Consider the following 16,372-nt stretch of genomic DNA (forward strand, 5'->3'; position numbering starts at 1 on the left):
ACCTTCCGGCGGTTATTTTTTTGCATGATTTGGCTCCGACAGGACTGAGATATACACACAATCAGTTATCCTCAACCTGTGGATAATGTGCATAACTTTGTGAATAACTAATGAAAATAAGGTTTCATCCTGTGAATAAAAGAGTTGATGAAATGTGAATTGTGTATTTTCTGATAATTTGGTCCCAATTGTATATTATTGACAATCAATTGACACGAGTGGTATAGTCAAGTTGTGAATGCGCTTCACATTTATTTGAATAAGGAAGGGAATGTTCCGAATGCAAGGTAAAGTGAAATGGTTTAACGCAGAAAAAGGATACGGTTTCATTGAGACGGATGAGGGCGGGGACGTATTCGTACACTTCTCAGCGATTCAACAAGAGGGTTTCAAGTCTTTGGACGAGGGACAGGCTGTAGAATTCGATATTGTAGAAGGCGCTCGCGGTCCTCAAGCAGCTAACGTAACCAAAATCTGATTCTCCGGCTGACAGCCGCTGCTTAATACAAAAGTTACTTATAAAAGATAGCACTTAACCCCCGGATTTTCCGGGGTTTTTTCATGCTTATTTGCTTTGAAGTGCGACGTCAAATGGATTATAATGAAGGTAGAAGGGAGGAGTTGTTACCATGAAATATAACATTCGCGGCAAGAACATTGAAGTGACCAACGCATTGAGGGAATACGTTCAGAAGAAGCTGGACAAGATCGAAAGGTACTTTGAGAGTCCGCTTGCTTCCGAAGCCAACGTAACCTTAAGCGTGATCAAAGACAAACAGAACGTGGAAGTAACTATCCCTCTTACTGGCGTTATGTTAAGGGCTGAGGTCAGAGGCAGCGACATGTACGCATCCATTGATCTGGTTGTGGACAAACTGGAACGACAAATCCGCAAATATAAAACGAGAGTAAACCGCAAGCTCCGTCAGGAGAACGGATTGAAGAATTATTTCGTGGAAGATCCGGCGTCCCAGGGACGAATTCATGAAGAAGAGGAAGATTTCGAACTGGTCCGCACCAAGCGCTTTAACCTGAAGCCTATGGATGTGGAAGAGGCCATTCTCCAGATGAACATGGTAGGCCACAGTTTCTTCGTCTTCTCCAATACTGACGATTCGGAGAATGTCAATGTCGTATACCGGCGTCAGGATGGTACTTATGGTTTGATTGAACCTGCTAAATAGCAATTATTTCCAAAGCCTGTTCCTCTCTAAGGGGGATCGGGCTTTTTAAGTTACAGGGCAGCCCCCTTTTCTTTCCGGTTGTTGCGGCTTTAAGAGCAAACTGTTACAATTTCTGTATACTTGTCTTTTGTGAATTTTCACTTGTGAAAGGGGTAAACCCATGCTTGGACTTGTAAAAAAAATATTTGGCGATTCAAATGAACGTGAAATAAAAAGAATGCTCAAAACCGTAGACCAGATCAATCAACTGGAGCCGAAATTCGAGGTCCTGTCGGATGAGCAGCTGCGTTCCAAGACCGACGAATTTAAATCGCGGTTAGATAAAGGGGAAACGCTTGACGATCTGCTTCCGGAAGCCTATGCCACCGTGCGTGAAGCTTCCAAGCGGACTCTGGGCAAGCGTCATTTTGACGTTCAGCTTATAGGGGGAATGGTTCTTCACGAAGGCCGCATAGCGGAGATGAAGACCGGAGAAGGAAAGACGCTGGTCGCTACCCTGCCGGTTTATCTTAACGCGCTTTCCGGCAAGGGTGTTCACCTCGTCACCGTGAATGATTATCTGGCTACCGTCGGCTGTGAGGAAATGGGGCAAATCTATAACTTCTTGGGCATGACCGTCGGGCTTAACCTGAATAATATGGACCATGCGGAGAAGCAAGCGGCTTACGCATGCGATATTACTTATGGGACGAACAATGAGTTCGGCTTCGACTATTTGCGGGATAACATGGTCCTGTACAAGGAGCAGATGGTCCAGCGTCCTTTAAACTTTGCTATTATCGACGAAGTGGACTCCATTCTGATCGATGAAGCGCGTACGCCTCTGATCATATCCGGACAAGCGGCCAAATCGACCGATCTGTATTACGCGGCCGATCGGTTTGTGAGCGGATTGAAGGAAGAAGAGGATTATACGATTGATATTAAAATGCGTGCTGTAGCCTTGACCGAGGATGGGGTTGCCAAGGCGGAGAGAGCATTTGGCATCGAGAACTTATTCGATCACCAGAATGTGACGCTCAATCATCACGTCACTCAGGCTCTTAAAGCACACGTCATTATGAAGAGGGACACCGACTACGTCGTGCAAGAGGATGAGGTCGTCATTGTCGACGAGTTTACAGGGCGGCTGATGACCGGCCGTCGTTACAGCGAAGGCTTGCACCAAGCGATTGAAGCCAAGGAGAAGCTCAAGGTTCAGAATGAGAGCATGACCTTGGCGACGATTACGTTCCAGAACTACTTCCGGATGTATCGCAAGCTGGCGGGTATGACCGGTACGGCTAAAACGGAAGAAGAGGAATTCAAGAAAATTTATGGCCTCGAGGTTATCGTCGTGCCGACGAACCGTCCGATGATCCGTAAAGATATGCCGGATATCGTCTATAAGTCGATTAACAGCAAATTCCGGGCGGTTGTGGATCAGATCGTAGAGAAGCATCAGAATAAGCAGCCCGTTCTGGTTGGTACCGTCTCGATTGAGAACTCCGAGCGTCTGTCGGATATGCTTAAGAAGAAGGGCGTATCGCATAAAGTGCTGAATGCGAAGTATCATGCCGAAGAGGCGGAGATTGTATCTCGCGCCGGGCAGCCCGGTTCGGTGACGATAGCTACCAACATGGCCGGCCGCGGAACGGATATTTTGTTAGGCGATGGAGTGGCTGAGCTTGGCGGTCTGCATATTATAGGTACGGAAAGACACGAAAGCCGGAGAATTGACAACCAGCTTCGTGGACGTTCCGGCCGTCAAGGCGACCCGGGCTCGTCTCAATTCTTCCTCTCGCTGGAGGATGAATTGATGCGCCGTTTTGGCGCCGAGAATATCATGGGCATGATGGATCGGCTCGGGTTTGAAGAAGACCAGGAAATCGAAAGCCGTCTTATTACGAAGGCGATTGAATCCGCGCAGAAGCGGGTGGAAGGCAATAACTTCGATGTTCGTAAAATCGTCCTTCAATATGACGACGTTATGAATCAACAGCGGAACATCATCTATAAGCAGCGCCGGGAAGTACTCGAATCGGAAAATATCCGGGAGATTACATTAAACATGATCTATCCGGTTATTGAGAGAATTATCGAGGCTCATTGTCCGGGGGACCAGGTTCCCGAGGAATGGGATCTGCAGGCGGTCGCCGATTACTCCAACTCTACCTTCCTGCAGGAAGGAACGCTTACGGCCGATGAACTGTGGGGCAAAGAGAAGGAAGAAATCGTCGAATATATTAAAGAGAAGATGCAGAAGCTGTATGAGGAAAGAGAGCAGCAAATTGGCGAAGACTACATGCGGGAGTTTGAAAAGGTCGTCGTCCTCAGGGCGGTAGACAGCAAGTGGATGGATCACATCGATGCGATGGATCAGCTCCGGCAAGGGATTCACTTGAGAGCCTACGGCGGAACAGATCCGCTGAGAGAATATCAATTCGAAGGGTTCGAAATGTTCCAGCAAATGATCGAGAGCATTCAGGAAGAGGTCGCTACCTATATTATGAAGGCTCACGTCGAAACGAATCTGGAGAGAAAAGCGGTGGCCGAAGGCCAGGCAGTCGACCCGAGCGGAGAACCGCAGGCCAAAAGACCGGTTGTCAAAAAAGAGGATAAAATCGGACGCAATGAGGCTTGTCCTTGCGGAAGCGGGAAAAAATATAAGCAGTGCTGCGGTAAATAAAGGTTAAATAATAGCATATTAGTTCCATCGGTGGCCGCTTGACCTGTTGTGGCTGCCGGGAGCTACGATCGTTAATTTGTGAAAGAGGTGCATAGCATGATCGAAGGCGGATGGAAACAGAGCTTGAAGGAAATGGCAAGGCGACTACTTGAATTACGGGGGTCTCTTTGACTTAGATTACAAGCATGAGCAGATTGCCGATTTTGAAGAAAAAATGAGCGCCCCTGATTTTTGGGACGATAACGATAAGGCCCAGAAGCTGATTGCTGAGCTCAATGCGGTGAAAGATATTGTCGCCGAATTTGAGCAACTGTCCAAGGAATACGAGGACTTGGAAGTTATGATGATGCTGGCTGAGGAAGAGGACGATGAGAGTTTGGCCTCCGAGCTGGAAGCCAGCGTAGCCCAATTGGAAGAGAAGCTTCAAGGCTATGAGCTTCAGCTTCTGCTGAACGAGCCGTACGACCGGATGAACGCCATTCTTGAGCTTCACCCGGGAGCCGGCGGCACCGAATCCCAGGACTGGGCGGAGATGCTGCTGCGCATGTATCGGCGATGGTCAGAGAAGCGGGATTATAAAGTTGAGGTTCTTGATTATTTGCCCGGGGATGAAGCTGGAGTGAAGAGCGTAACCCTGCTAATCAAGGGACACAATGCTTACGGCTACCTCAAAACGGAAAAGGGAGTGCACCGGCTGGTCCGCATATCGCCTTTCGATTCTTCCGGCAGAAGGCATACCTCCTTCGTGTCGTGTGACGTGGTGCCTGAAATCGACGATGACGTCGAGGTGGGCATTCGGCCCGAAGAATTAAAGATCGATACTTACCGCTCCAGCGGTGCCGGGGGTCAGCACGTTAATACGACGGACTCCGCGGTTCGCATTACCCACTTGCCGAGCGGGATTGTCGTCACTTGCCAGACTGAGCGTTCCCAGATCAAGAACAGGGAGCGGGCCATGAAAATTTTACGATCCAAGCTGTATGAGAAGAAAATTGAAGAGCAAAGACAGCATCTGGCGGAAATTCGCGGCGAACAGCGGGAAATTGGCTGGGGCAGCCAGATCCGATCTTATGTTTTTCACCCGTACAGTATGGTCAAGGATCATAGAACCCAAGCGGAATCCGGCAATATCGGCGCGGTTATGGACGGAGAGATCGACTTCTTGATCGATGCCTACCTCCGTCATCAGGTCGATGCGAAGCCGAAGCGGGAGTCCTCATAAAGTGAGGCAGGTTGTAACATCCTACACATGAACCTGGAATGTGTAGGATGTTTTTATGAAAAGAGGTGGGCCCGTTGAAAATTAACAAAGACCGAGGCAAGTCGGCGATTCTTCCTGCTGCCTCGCCTATTAAGGAATATTTGCTGCTGCTCATTGGCGCTTTCATCATGGCGGTCAGCTTTAATGTCTTCCTCAATCCGAACCAGATCGCTTCCGGCGGAGTGACGGGTATCTCCACGATCATCCAGCATTTGATCGGCATTAAACCTGCTTTTATCCAATGGGTGCTCAATCTGTTGTTGTTTGCCGCCGGCGTTAAATTTCTGGGTAAGGACTTTGCTTATAAAACAGCGGTGGGCACCGTCGTGTTCCCGCTATTTGTGCTTTTGACGGAAGGAATGCCTGTCCCCACGGAAAATGTGCTGCTGGCTTCGCTATATGGCGGCATTTTAACCGGAATCGGGTTAGGGATTGTATTTAAAGCCAGAGGATCAACAGGCGGCCTGGCTTTGGCTTCCCAGCTTATTCACCGCTATACGGGAATCAGTCTCGGCGTAGCCGTAGCTATGCTGGACGGGCTAGTGATTTTGACAGCGGGTCTTGTCTTTTCTCCGGAGAAAGCTTTATATGCCTTAATCGGTTTATATGTAACGAGCAAAACGATCGACTTGATCCAATCCGGCATCAATTTCTCCAAAGTAGCTTTTATTATATCGAAGGAAACGGATACGATTTCTCAAGCTGTGCTCGTTGATCTGAACCGGGGCTTGACCAAGCTGAACGGGCTGGGAGGATATACAGGGGATGAAAGAGTTGTCTTAATGATCGTGTTAAATCAGTCGGAGGTTTCGAGGTTAAAAAGTATTGTAAAAACGGTTGATCCTAACGCCTTCGTCATTATAAGCGATACGAAGGAAGTTTTAGGAGAAGGGTTTCAAGTAAACCAATAAATATGTAAAATAGAAGAATCGATATAAAATAGAGAATCCGCATGGGGGCACAAAGATTGAAGCTTCGGAGGGGATTGAAGATGGTTGCGAAGTTTCTTTTTTTTAGCTTGCAGGCAGGCTTGAAAAATGTTGTGCTCCGGGTAGATCTCTTATTGAATTTTTATACCTTCAGACGTATAATAATACATAAGTTTTTTGTCCAATTATAAGGATTTATAAGATTCACACTTATAATCATGCTTATAATTCACCGCGAAACGTCAATCTACCGTTAAAAGACGGCGGCAGCCGTTTACGCTTGGTTTGCATGGAAGAGGGGGAGTTTTAATATGAATACACCAATAAGAGCAGCGATTATCGGCGCGACAGGATATGGTGGGGTTGAACTCATTCGGTTTTTGCTAAGGCATCCCAAGGTGGAAATCACTTCGGTCATTTCCTCTTCGAGCGCCGGGACTCCTTTGTCCGATGGGTTTCCTCATCTAACCGAAATTATTGTGGACCATCTGGATGCCGTCGACATTCCTTTAATTCGGCAAAAGGCGGATGTCGTTTTTGCTGCAACACCGCATGGGGTAAGTACAGAACTGGTGCCTCAATTGCTGGAAGCCGGGTTGAAGGTTATCGATTTGTCGGGAGACTTCCGCTTGAAGTCGCCCGCAGCCTATGAGCAATATTACAAGCGCAAGCCGGCGGCTGACGATTATTTGGCTAAAGCGGTTTATGGTTTGGCCGAAGTATATGGCGAGAATTGCCATGACGTCGATTTTATATCGAATCCTGGCTGTTATCCGACCGCTACCTTGCTCGGGCTGATTCCGGCGGTTAAGGCGGGCTGGGTCGATCCATCGACCATCATTGTGGACGCTAAATCCGGGGTTTCGGGTGCCGGACGCGGATTGAACCAATCTTTCCATTATCCGGAAATCAATGAGAACTTCCGGGCTTATAAAGTCAATCGTCATCAGCATACTCCTGAAATTGAACAGGGGTTGAGTGAGGCAGCTGGACAGGAAGTGGTGGCCACCTTCACAACGCATCTGGTGCCTATGACGCGGGGAATTCTTTGTACGATGTACGCCCAATTAAACGGCAAGCGGAGCGAACAAGAACTAATCGAATTGTACCGGAATTACTACAAAGGGCGCCCGTTCGTCCGTATTCGTGATTTAGGCCAATGGCCGGCCACTAAAGAAGTGTGGGGTTCGAACTATTGCGATATCGGGTTCTCCGTAGATGATCGCACCGGAAGGGTGACGATTATTTCCGTCATCGACAATCTGGTCAAGGGAGCCGCGGGGCAGGCGATCCAGAATTTGAATTTGATGATGGGCTGGGACGAAACGACAGGATTGGAGTTTACGCCGGTATATCCGTAATTTGCTGGTATACCCGTAATGATGAGGGATAGGTGAATAATAATGAGCGATAACAAGCAATATGTCGTTATGCCTGAAGGCGGGATAACGACGCCCGCCGGATTTCGTGCCGGCGGCCTTCATTGCGGGCTGAAGAAAATGAGCCGCTACGATTTGGGAGCGATCGTATGCGAGGTGCCGGCAGCCGCGGCTGCGGTCTACACGCTTAACGCTTTTCAGGCGGCTCCGCTTAAGGTGACCAAGGAAAGCTTGGCCGCCGGAGGCAAGCTGCAAGCTGTAGTGGTCAACAGCGGCAATGCCAATGCGTGCACGGGCCTCCAAGGGGAGGAAGATGCCCGGTCCATGCGCGCAGCGGCCGCCCAAGCGTTCGGCGTGGAGGAGCACCACGTTGGCGTCGCCTCCACCGGCGTAATCGGCGAATTGCTGCCGATGGATAAATTGGGCGGAGGCATCGCCCAGCTTCCCGAGCGGCTGCGAGCGGACGGGAGCGACGATTTCTGCCAGGCGATTCTGACGACGGATCTGGTGCAGAAGATGATCTGCGTCCAGATGAACGTCAGCGGCCGCCCGGTTCATATTGCGGGAGCAGCCAAAGGCTCGGGCATGATTCATCCGAACATGGCGACCATGCTCGGATTCATCACAACGGATGCGAACATCGAGGCTGACGTGCTGCAGAAGCTGCTGGGCGAGGTTACGGATTCGACGTTCAACATGATTACAGTTGACGGCGATACTAGCACGAACGATATGGTCGTTGTCATGGCGAGCGGATTGGCCGGCAGCGAGGAGAAGCTTGATCCGGCTCATCCGGACTGGGAGGCGTTCGCGGCCGGCTTCCGGCATGTTAGCGAGTACTTGGCCAAGGCGATTGCCCGTGACGGAGAAGGAGCGACCAAGCTGGTGGAAGTGCAGGTGAACGGAGCGGTCTCCGTTGAGGCAGCGCGAGCCATTGCCAAGACGATTGTTGGATCGAGTCTGGTCAAGTCGGCTTGCTTCGGGGCAGATGCCAACTGGGGGCGGATCATTGCCGCCGCTGGAAGGGCCGGACAGCCCATCGATGTCGACAAGGTCGATATTCGGATCGGCGACATTTCGGTGCTTGAGCAATCCCGCCCGGTTCGTTTTGACGAAGAGCGAGCTGCGGAGTACTTGAAGGGCGAGCTGGTGCAGATTCACGTCAATCTAAACATGGCCCATGCTCAGGCAACGGCATGGGGCTGCGATTTGACTTATGATTATGTGCGGATCAACGCTGCCTACAGGACATGACCGAAGGGACATCTATATAAAATGAGCTAAAGAATATATAGATCATGTAGTGGAGAAAGAAAGATGCTTCCAGGGCGAGTTTTGGCTTTGTATTCCTACCATCCGAAGGCCCATCTATATAGAAGGAATCTGTTGGTTTCGGGGTCCCCGAAAAGTACCTGGAATTGCTTCGAAGCTCATCTTCACTTTTTGGGGAAGGAGTATGATGTTTGAAGCTTCGGAGGCACTTTCCTTCGGAACGGAATGATCGCTTTCTTAAGTGCCACTTATATAGATAGAAGGATTTAAGAGAGAAGGTTTTAACTATGAGTCATCATTGTTTTGTTATTAAATGTGGAGGAAGCACCTTGGCGGCTCTTCCGGCCTCTTTTTTTAACGATATGAAGAAGCTTCAGGACGAAGGCGCCATCCCGGTTATCGTCCACGGCGGAGGACCTGCAATCTCGGGGATACTCGATCGATTGGGGATTGAGAGCGAGTTTGTAAATGGTCTTCGCAAGACGAGTGATGAGGTGCTGGACGTCGTCGAGATGGTTCTTGCCGGGAGGATCAATAAAGAAATCGTACGCAAAATCCAGGAATCAGGTGCCAAAGCGCTTGGATTGTCCGGAGTGGACGGCCATTTGATCGAAGCGGAGCCGGTGGCGAACTCCGAAGAGATCGGATGGGTTGGCGATGTCACTTCCGTCAATGCCGATCTGGTGCGCGGGATCGCAGCCATGGGCTACATTCCGGTCATTGCTCCGATAGGAATTGGCGAGGACGGCAGTCAGCGGTTTAATATTAACGCCGATACGGCTGCTGGAGCCGTCGCTTCCCAAATCGGAGTCGACCGGATGATCGTCGTGACGGATGTGCCGGGGATTATGGCAACCGTCAATGGACAGAAGGAGGTATTGCCCTCTGTCACGGTGGAACAGATCGATCAGATGATCGAGTCCGGGGAAATCTATGGTGGGATGATTCCGAAGGTCCGAGCGGCGGTGCAATGCATTCAAGGCCAGGTTCGTGAAGTGGTGATCGTGGACGGATCGGTACCGGAAGTGTTGAGCAAGACTGTGCGAGGAGAAGCGATTGGGACGAAAATCGTCAAAAATGGGGAGGGAACAAGCGATGGGGGAAGTAAGTGATAGCAAAAGTTCGTTATTTCCGACGTATGCCAGATACCCGATGGCAATGGTTAAAGGAGAAGGGAGTCGTCTGTGGGACGATCAAGGGAACCGCTATTTGGATTTGATGACCGGGCTGGCCGTTACCAGTCTGGGCCATTCACCGGCTAAGGTGAAGGAGAAGCTCGTGGAGCAGCTGGATGACCTGTGGCATGTCAGTAATCTGTTCCATATTCCAAATCAGGAGAAGCTGGCTCGGCTGCTCACGGATAACAGCTGTATGGATGCGGTTTTCTTCTGCAACAGTGGAGCGGAGGCGAATGAAGCGGCTATCAAGCTGGCCCGCCGTTACCATCAGAAGGTATTGGGGACCGGACGATATGAAATCATTACATTCAAGCAGTCTTTTCATGGTCGTACGCTGGCGACTCTGACCGCTACGGGACAAGAGAAGGTGCAGGATGGCTTCCAACCGCTTCCTCAGGGCTTCGTGTATGCACCGTTTAACGATGCCGAAGCGCTTGCTGGATATATTAACGATAAGACTTGTGCCATTATGCTGGAGATGGTACAGGCGGAGGGCGGAGTACGGATTGCCGATCCCGCCTTTGTTAAAGAAGTGGCGAAATTATGCAAGGAGCACAACTTGCTTCTAATTGTCGATGAAATTCAAACCGGGCTGGGGCGTACAGGCAAATTATTCGCATACGAGCATTATGGGATTGAGCCCGACATTATAACATTAGCAAAAGCACTGGGCAGCGGGTTTCCGATCGGGGCCATGCTGGGCAAGGAGAAACTCACGGAGGCTTTCACCGCTGGAAGCCATGGATCTACCTTCGGTGGGACGCCAATCGCTACGGCGGCTGGAATAGCTACCGTCGAAATCATCGTGGGTGACAAGCTGTCCGACAGAGCGGCTGAGATGGGTCAATATGCGGTGGAGAAACTGAAGGCTAAGCTGGAAGGTCACCCTATGGTTAAGGAAATCCGCGCCATGGGCTTATTGATTGGAATTGAATGTACTCGCCCGGTTGCCGATCTGATAGCGGAAATTCACGGGCACGGAGTATTGGTCGTGTCGGCTGGTCCGGAAGTGATTCGCCTGCTGCCTAGCTTGTTAGTGACGCATGAAGAACTGGATGAGGGAATCGAAGTGATCGGCAAGGTGCTGGCAGGACATACGATGGCGGTTAATGAGTAAGTAAATTTGGAAGGAGCGATGACATGACAAATTCGACTCAAAAGGATACTGGCTTGAATTTAAGAGGAAGAGACTTTATTGGATTAGCGGATTATTCTTCGGAAGAAATTCAATATTTGATCGATTTGGCGGTGGAGCTGAAGCGCAAGCAAAAGGAAGGGGAGGTGTATCAGCCCCTTAAAGGAAAAACATTGGGAATGATTTTTGAAAAATCGTCAACACGCACAAGAGTATCCTTCGAAGTCGGAATGTTCCAACTGGGGGGGCATGCCCTCTTTTTGAGCCGCAACGACCTGCAAATCGGTCGTGGAGAGACGATTTGGGATACAGCCCAGACTCTCTCCCGGTATTTGGACGGGATCATGATTCGTACGTTTGCTCACCGGACGGTAATCGAGCTGGCCAGAGGAGCCACCATTCCGATTATTAACGGACTGTCCGATCTATCCCATCCTTGTCAGGCTCTTGCTGACTATCAGACCATTTATGAGAGAAAAGGCAGTCTGAAGGGACTCAAGCTGGCCTACATCGGTGATGGAAATAACATGGTTCACTCGCTTATGGTTGGGGGATGCAAGCTCGGGATGAATGTCTCCGTGGCTTCTCCGGAAGGCTATGGACCCGATCGGGAAATGATCGAGGCTTCCCGGGAAATCGCAGCTCAAACCGGCTCCCAGCTGCAGATCGTCACCGATCCGAAGGAAGCCGTGGCCGATGCGGATGTCATTTATACCGATGTATGGGCTAGCATGGGCTTTGAAGAGGAGCAGGCTGAGCGCGTAGTCGCGTTCCGCAATTATCAGGTAAACGAAGAATTGGTGAAATACGCTAAGCCGGATTATTTATTCATGCATTGTCTGCCGGCTCACCGGGGCGAAGAGGTTAGCGAAGGGATTATCGATGGAAGCCATTCGATCGTATTCGATCAGGCGGAGAACCGTCTGCATGCGCAAAAAGCAATTATGGCCGCTATTCTGTAGCTAATAATCATGGCCGCATGGGGTCGATGTCGCCGCCATTCGGCCAAGAAAGCTTGATAGAACTGGATGAAACTTGATGGAACTAGTGAAAGAAGGGTGAACGATAGTATGGCTAAAGACAAAATTGTTCTCGCCTATTCGGGCGGCTTGGATACCTCCGTTATTTTGGCTTGGTTGAAAGAAACCTATGATGCAGAGATTATTGCATTTACGGCGGATATCGGTCAACAAGACGAACTGGACGGCCTGGAGGAAAAGGCGCTGAAAACCGGCGCATCCAAAGTTTATATCGATGATTTACGCGAAGAATTCGCACGCGACTTTATCTTTCCGATGTTCCAATCGGGCGCTTTGTATGAAGGGCAATACTTGCTGGGCACCAGCATTGCTCGCCCGTTGATCGCCAAGCGGATGGTCGAAATCGCCAGAGCGGAAGGAGCGACAGCTATCGCTCACGGCGCTACAGGCAAAGGGAACGACCAGGTGCGCTTTGAGCTGACGGCTGCTGCGCTTGCTCCGGAAATTGGCGTGATTGCCCCGTGGCGGCTGGAGTCGTTCCGCGAGCAGTTCCCGGGCCGTGCCGAGATGATCGCTTATGCCGAGAAGCATGGCATCCCCGTGCAGGCGACGGCGTCCAAGCCTTATTCGACAGATCGCAATCTGCTGCATATCAGCTTCGAAAGCGGAATGCTGGAGGACCCTTGGTTCGACGCGAGTGCCGAATCCTGCAAGGAGATGTATGTGTTGAGCGTATCCCCGGAGGATGCACCGGACGCTCCGGAATATTTGGAACTGGAATTCGAAGCAGGCAACTGCGTCGGATTGAATGGGCAAGCGATGACTCCTCTTCAAGTGATGGAGACACTGAACGAGCTTGGCGGCAAGCATGGGATCGGCCGGGTCGATATGGTCGAGAACCGCTTTGTCGGAATGAAGAGCCGGGGAGTTTATGAAACTCCGGGCGGGACGATCCTGTTCCAGGCGCATCGCCAGATGGAATCGTTGACGATGGATCGGGATGTCATGCATTTGCGCGATTCTTTAATCTCGAAGTACAGCACATTGGTCTACAACGGCTTCTGGTTTGCACCAGAGCGGCTGGCCCTTCAGGCATTGGTGACCGAGAGCCAGAAGAATGTGACCGGAACAGTTCGCGTCAAGCTGTATAAGGGCAATGTAATTGCTGCAGGGGTGAAGAGCCCGGTCAGCCTGTACAATCCGGATATCGCTACGATGGAGGCGGATCCGACGCAAGCTTACAATCAGGCGGATGCCGCCGGATTTATTAGCCTGAATGCACTGCGTTTGAAGGTTGCTTCGGGTGTAGAGCAGAATAAACGGAAATAATAACCAGCGGGCCGCCTGATGCGGCTCGCTTGTTGATGGAAAGGAGCAGCACAGGTGTCTAAATTATGGGGTGGCCGGTTCACCAAAAAAACGGATCAGCTAGTCGAAGAATATACAGCATCCATTCTGTTCGATAAAGAATTGGCTGAAGAAGATATTCAAGGCAGTCTGGCGCACATCGCCATGCTGGCCCAATGCGGCATTGTTCCGACGGAAGATGCGGATACGATTAAAGAAGGGCTGCTCAAGGTTCTGGAACGGATTCGCCGCGGGGAACTGGAATTCTCCGTTAGCGACGAGGATATTCATATGAACATCGAGAAAGCGCTCATTGAGGAAATCGGTCCGGTTGGAGGCAAGCTTCATACGGGCCGCAGCCGGAATGATCAGGTCGCAACAGACATGCATCTATACCTGCGCAAAAGAGTAGTTGAATTTGTCGACATGCTCCACAAGCTGCAAGAAGCTCTCATTGGGCAGGCCAAGGACAATCTGGATACCATTGTGCCTGGCTATACGCATCTCCAGAGAGCTCAGCCTATTTTATTCGCCCATCATCTTATGGCTTATGTCTCCATGTTCCAACGCGATATTGAGCGCCTTCAGGACAGCTATAAAAGGATTAATATCCTTCCGCTGGGAGCGGGGGCATTGGCGGGTACAACCTTCCCGATTGACCGTCATTTCGTTGCCGAACAGCTTGGATTCGACCGGGTGTATGAGAACAGCCTGGATGCGGTAAGCGATCGTGATTTCATCGTAGAGTTTCTGTCCAACGCTTCGCTGATCATGATGCATCTGTCTCGCCTGTGTGAAGAAATGGTCATGTGGTCAAGCACGGAGTTTACCTTCATTGAGCTCGACGACGCTTTTTGTACGGGCAGCAGCATCATGCCGCAGAAGAAAAACCCGGACGTGGCGGAATTGGTAAGAGGCAAAACCGGCCGCGTCTACGGCAATTTAGTCGGCTTATTGACCGTCCTCAAGGCACTTCCTTTAGCCTACAACAAGGACATGCAGGAAGATAAGGAAGGGATGTTCGATACCGTGAAGACATTGCAGGGCGCGCTTCAATTATTCGCCCCCATGGTCTCCACGATGAAAGTCAATCGGGATCGGATGAGACAAGCCGTCAATCAGGATTTCTCCAATGCGACGGATATTGCCGATTACTTGGTGGGCAAAGGCATTCCGTTCCGACAAGCGCACGAAATCATCGGCAAGACCGTGCTGTATTGCATTCAGAACAAAAAATATTTGCTAGATCTGTCGATGGATGAATTCAAGCAATTCTCCGAATTATTCGATGATCAGATCTATGAAGTGCTTCAACCCGAGCAGGTCGTCAACGCCCGTAATGTTTACGGGGGAACGGCTTCCGGGCAAGTGACGCAAGCCATCTCCCGAGCGGAGGAGGTCTCCGCGAAGACGGCGGATTGGGTCCGACAATATTTGGAGAGATGAGGAAAACAGGAACAGACCTCCCTTGCAGGAGGTCTGTTTTGCCACATATAGAATTATATAAGCTGCTGTTCCCATTCTCAAAGTTCTCCGATAGGAGTTTTTCTCAACGAGAGCGGACGGTGATGCTTCCAATCTCGGTGTAGATTTTAACCGGAGGGCCATCACTTCCGAAGGAAGCCGTATAGTTCGACTTATCTTGTTGGTCTACAGTCATTTCAGGGAGATCGGTGCGGATGCTTCCAATACTGGTCTGCAGTTCAACCTTCATCGGGGTCATCTCCTCGACGGTCACTTGAACGGCGCCGATTTCCGTCTGAATGTTTATGGGGTGAAGGACAGAAGTCATATCGACGGACACCTTTCCTATGCTACTGTTCACGTTCATATCCGCTTTGATCTCACTTAATTGAACGCGTCCGATATCGGTTTGAACTTCCAACTGCTCTCCAGAATAATGGCTTAGCTCTACGGATCCCGTTTTGCTGCTCAAGTAGAGCTGGTTTGCTTCCAGGTCGGCTATCCTGACGCTGCCTATGTCTGAAGAGGCTTTAATATCGGCATAGATCTTGTCTGGGATCTCCACCTCCAATTTCGTGAGCAGATTATCTCTCTCTTCGGATATCCAATCTTGCAGGAGACTGAGATTAATTCCTTTCTGCTTAGGATGGCGGACCTCCACGGTCAATTTATCTTTTTCCTGCTTGGTGATAAGCTCAGGCTTATATTTATCAGTGGTGGTGCCGTTTAAGCGGACCGTAATGAGGTCCGATGAGCTTGGGACAAAAATGATATCGGCGATATCAGTATAGATGTCAAGCTGATGGATAGAGGTAGAATCAAACGCACGCTCCTGATCCGTATGATTGCTTTCAGCCGAGACGGTGGGCTTCCAGGCAAAGGTTAAGCCCAGTCCGATAGCTCCTACCAGGAAGCAGACTAAAGAGAATAAGACCACGACAACCACCATTTTTCTCTTCATGTCTATTCCCCCCTTATCAGATTGACATTAATCCTAATATATTTGCTTACTATGATAACGTACCATTTAATCGAGTAAACCATCGCAATTCCTATCAGCATTCCAAGACCGAAGGTAGACATGGACAAAAAGAGCTTATGGACCATTAACGTTTCTGTAAAAGGCGGAAGCCATATAAAGATAGACATGGCAAGAAGGGCAATGGAAACGATGGAAAGAGCTAACAGCACGGCGCTAACGACCATAAATGGCGTCAAGACAACAATTAAATTAAACAGCCCTAGGGCAACACTGGCCATCAGTGCTCTCGCCCCTTGGGCCGAACTATGATTTGATATATGCTGATGCTGGACGAAGCGGGCATACGAATGATCATCCTGAGAGGCATATCCTAGATAGGAGGCTACCTCATTTTCGTCCTTGCCGTTTTCGGATGCAGTTTGGAACAAATCTTCATAAACTTGAATAATCTGCCGTCGTTCTTGTTCTGGAAGTCCTTTCAGCTTGTATTCCAGATTACGGAAGAAAGCTTCCTTCGACATTGGTTTTGTCACCTCTTCGTTGATCCGTAACCCTAGGTTACAAGAAGAAGAGAACATTGCCAAGTCACTGAA

At 50.0% G+C, this 16,372-nt stretch carries 14 protein-coding genes; 12 read left to right on the forward strand and 2 right to left on the reverse strand.

The genetic code is table 11. The features are described from left to right. Positions 1 to 280 precede the first annotated feature (280 nt). The 12 genes from KJS69_RS23860 to argH all read left to right on the forward strand — a co-directional run bounded on the left by KJS69_RS23860 (position 281) and on the right by argH (position 14,779). Entirely contained in the window at positions 281 to 478 is a 198-nt protein-coding gene (locus KJS69_RS23860; protein WP_213586304.1) for a cold shock domain-containing protein, read from the forward strand. 151 nt (positions 479 to 629) lie between these two features. Beyond that, a complete protein-coding gene (gene hpf, locus KJS69_RS23865) occupies positions 630 to 1,184 on the forward strand; it encodes a ribosome hibernation-promoting factor, HPF/YfiA family (RefSeq protein ID WP_213586305.1) in 555 nt (184 codons plus the stop codon). Between the two features lie 160 nt (positions 1,185 to 1,344). Beyond that, positions 1,345 to 3,852 carry a preprotein translocase subunit SecA gene (gene secA, locus KJS69_RS23870; protein ID WP_213586306.1) on the forward strand — a complete coding sequence of 836 codons (2,508 nt, stop codon included), beginning with the start codon at positions 1,345 to 1,347 and terminating at the stop codon, positions 3,850 to 3,852. A 96-nt stretch (positions 3,853 to 3,948) separates the two neighbouring features. Next, positions 3,949 to 5,074, forward strand: a protein-coding gene (prfB, locus tag KJS69_RS23875) for a peptide chain release factor 2 (protein ID WP_213586307.1) whose coding sequence is annotated in 2 segments (ribosomal slippage) — positions 3,949 to 4,020 and positions 4,022 to 5,074 — 1,125 coding nt in all. Because the reading frame shifts where the segments join, the coding sequence is not laid out codon by codon here. Between the two features lie 74 nt (positions 5,075 to 5,148). Beyond that, positions 5,149 to 6,024, forward strand: coding sequence for a YitT family protein (locus KJS69_RS23880; RefSeq protein ID WP_213586308.1), 876 nt, complete (start codon positions 5,149 to 5,151; stop codon positions 6,022 to 6,024). A gap of 329 nt (positions 6,025 to 6,353) precedes the next feature. Then, positions 6,354 to 7,403, forward strand: a complete 1,050-nt coding sequence (gene argC / locus KJS69_RS23885; protein WP_213586309.1) for an N-acetyl-gamma-glutamyl-phosphate reductase — start codon at positions 6,354 to 6,356, stop codon at positions 7,401 to 7,403. Positions 7,404 to 7,445: 42 nt separating this feature from the next. Then, on the forward strand, positions 7,446 to 8,675 hold the full coding sequence (argJ, locus tag KJS69_RS23890; RefSeq protein WP_213586310.1) for a bifunctional glutamate N-acetyltransferase/amino-acid acetyltransferase ArgJ: 1,230 nt from the start codon (positions 7,446 to 7,448) through the stop codon (positions 8,673 to 8,675). Positions 8,676 to 8,980: 305 nt separating this feature from the next. Then, complete coding sequence (gene argB / locus KJS69_RS23895) at positions 8,981 to 9,805, forward strand: acetylglutamate kinase (RefSeq protein ID WP_213586311.1); 825 nt, start codon at positions 8,981 to 8,983, stop codon at positions 9,803 to 9,805. After that, a complete protein-coding gene (locus KJS69_RS23900; RefSeq protein WP_249730686.1) occupies positions 9,789 to 10,988 on the forward strand; it encodes an acetylornithine transaminase in 1,200 nt (399 codons plus the stop codon). Before argB ends, KJS69_RS23900 begins: the two co-directional genes overlap by 17 nt. Positions 10,989 to 11,011: 23 nt before the next feature. Further along, positions 11,012 to 11,968, forward strand: a complete 957-nt coding sequence (gene argF / locus KJS69_RS23905) for an ornithine carbamoyltransferase (RefSeq protein WP_213586312.1) — start codon at positions 11,012 to 11,014, stop codon at positions 11,966 to 11,968. A gap of 108 nt (positions 11,969 to 12,076) precedes the next feature. After that, positions 12,077 to 13,315, forward strand: coding sequence for an argininosuccinate synthase (locus tag KJS69_RS23910; protein ID WP_213586313.1), 1,239 nt, complete (start codon positions 12,077 to 12,079; stop codon positions 13,313 to 13,315). 54 nt (positions 13,316 to 13,369) lie between these two features. After that, on the forward strand, positions 13,370 to 14,779 hold the full coding sequence (argH, locus tag KJS69_RS23915; protein ID WP_213586314.1) for an argininosuccinate lyase: 1,410 nt from the start codon (positions 13,370 to 13,372) through the stop codon (positions 14,777 to 14,779). Positions 14,780 to 14,882: 103 nt separating this feature from the next. Here the strand turns inward: argH and KJS69_RS23920 are convergent, their stop codons facing one another. After that, positions 14,883 to 15,758, reverse strand: coding sequence for a DUF4097 family beta strand repeat-containing protein (locus KJS69_RS23920; protein WP_213586315.1), 876 nt, complete (start codon positions 15,756 to 15,758; stop codon positions 14,883 to 14,885). Positions 15,759 to 15,760: 2 nt separating this feature from the next. Then, a complete protein-coding gene (locus KJS69_RS23925; RefSeq protein ID WP_213586316.1) occupies positions 15,761 to 16,300 on the reverse strand; it encodes a DUF1700 domain-containing protein in 540 nt (179 codons plus the stop codon). Positions 16,301 to 16,372: the final 72 nt, after the last annotated feature.

Origin of the sequence: Paenibacillus sp. J2TS4 (assembly GCF_018403245.1) — a bacterium.
GTDB lineage: Bacteria > Bacillota > Bacilli > Paenibacillales > NBRC-103111 > Paenibacillus_L.

Excerpts from the sequence above, each read along its gene's own strand:
- argB (WP_213586311.1), top strand. The coding sequence starts at position 8,981 with ATGAGTCATCATTGTTTTGTTATTAAATGTGGAGGAAGCACCTTGGCG.
- argF (WP_213586312.1), top strand. The coding sequence starts at position 11,012 with ATGACAAATTCGACTCAAAAGGATACTGGCTTGAATTTAAGAGGAAGA.
- KJS69_RS23900 (WP_249730686.1), top strand. The coding sequence starts at position 9,789 with ATGGGGGAAGTAAGTGATAGCAAAAGTTCGTTATTTCCGACGTATGCC.
- KJS69_RS23920 (WP_213586315.1), bottom strand. The coding sequence starts at position 15,758 with ATGAAGAGAAAAATGGTGGTTGTCGTGGTCTTATTCTCTTTAGTCTGC.
- KJS69_RS23860 (WP_213586304.1), top strand. The coding sequence starts at position 281 with ATGCAAGGTAAAGTGAAATGGTTTAACGCAGAAAAAGGATACGGTTTC.
- hpf (WP_213586305.1), top strand. The coding sequence starts at position 630 with ATGAAATATAACATTCGCGGCAAGAACATTGAAGTGACCAACGCATTG.
- secA (WP_213586306.1), top strand. The coding sequence starts at position 1,345 with ATGCTTGGACTTGTAAAAAAAATATTTGGCGATTCAAATGAACGTGAA.
- KJS69_RS23925 (WP_213586316.1), bottom strand. The coding sequence starts at position 16,300 with ATGTCGAAGGAAGCTTTCTTCCGTAATCTGGAATACAAGCTGAAAGGA.
- argC (WP_213586309.1), top strand. The coding sequence starts at position 6,354 with ATGAATACACCAATAAGAGCAGCGATTATCGGCGCGACAGGATATGGT.
- argJ (WP_213586310.1), top strand. The coding sequence starts at position 7,446 with ATGAGCGATAACAAGCAATATGTCGTTATGCCTGAAGGCGGGATAACG.
- KJS69_RS23910 (WP_213586313.1), top strand. The coding sequence starts at position 12,077 with ATGGCTAAAGACAAAATTGTTCTCGCCTATTCGGGCGGCTTGGATACC.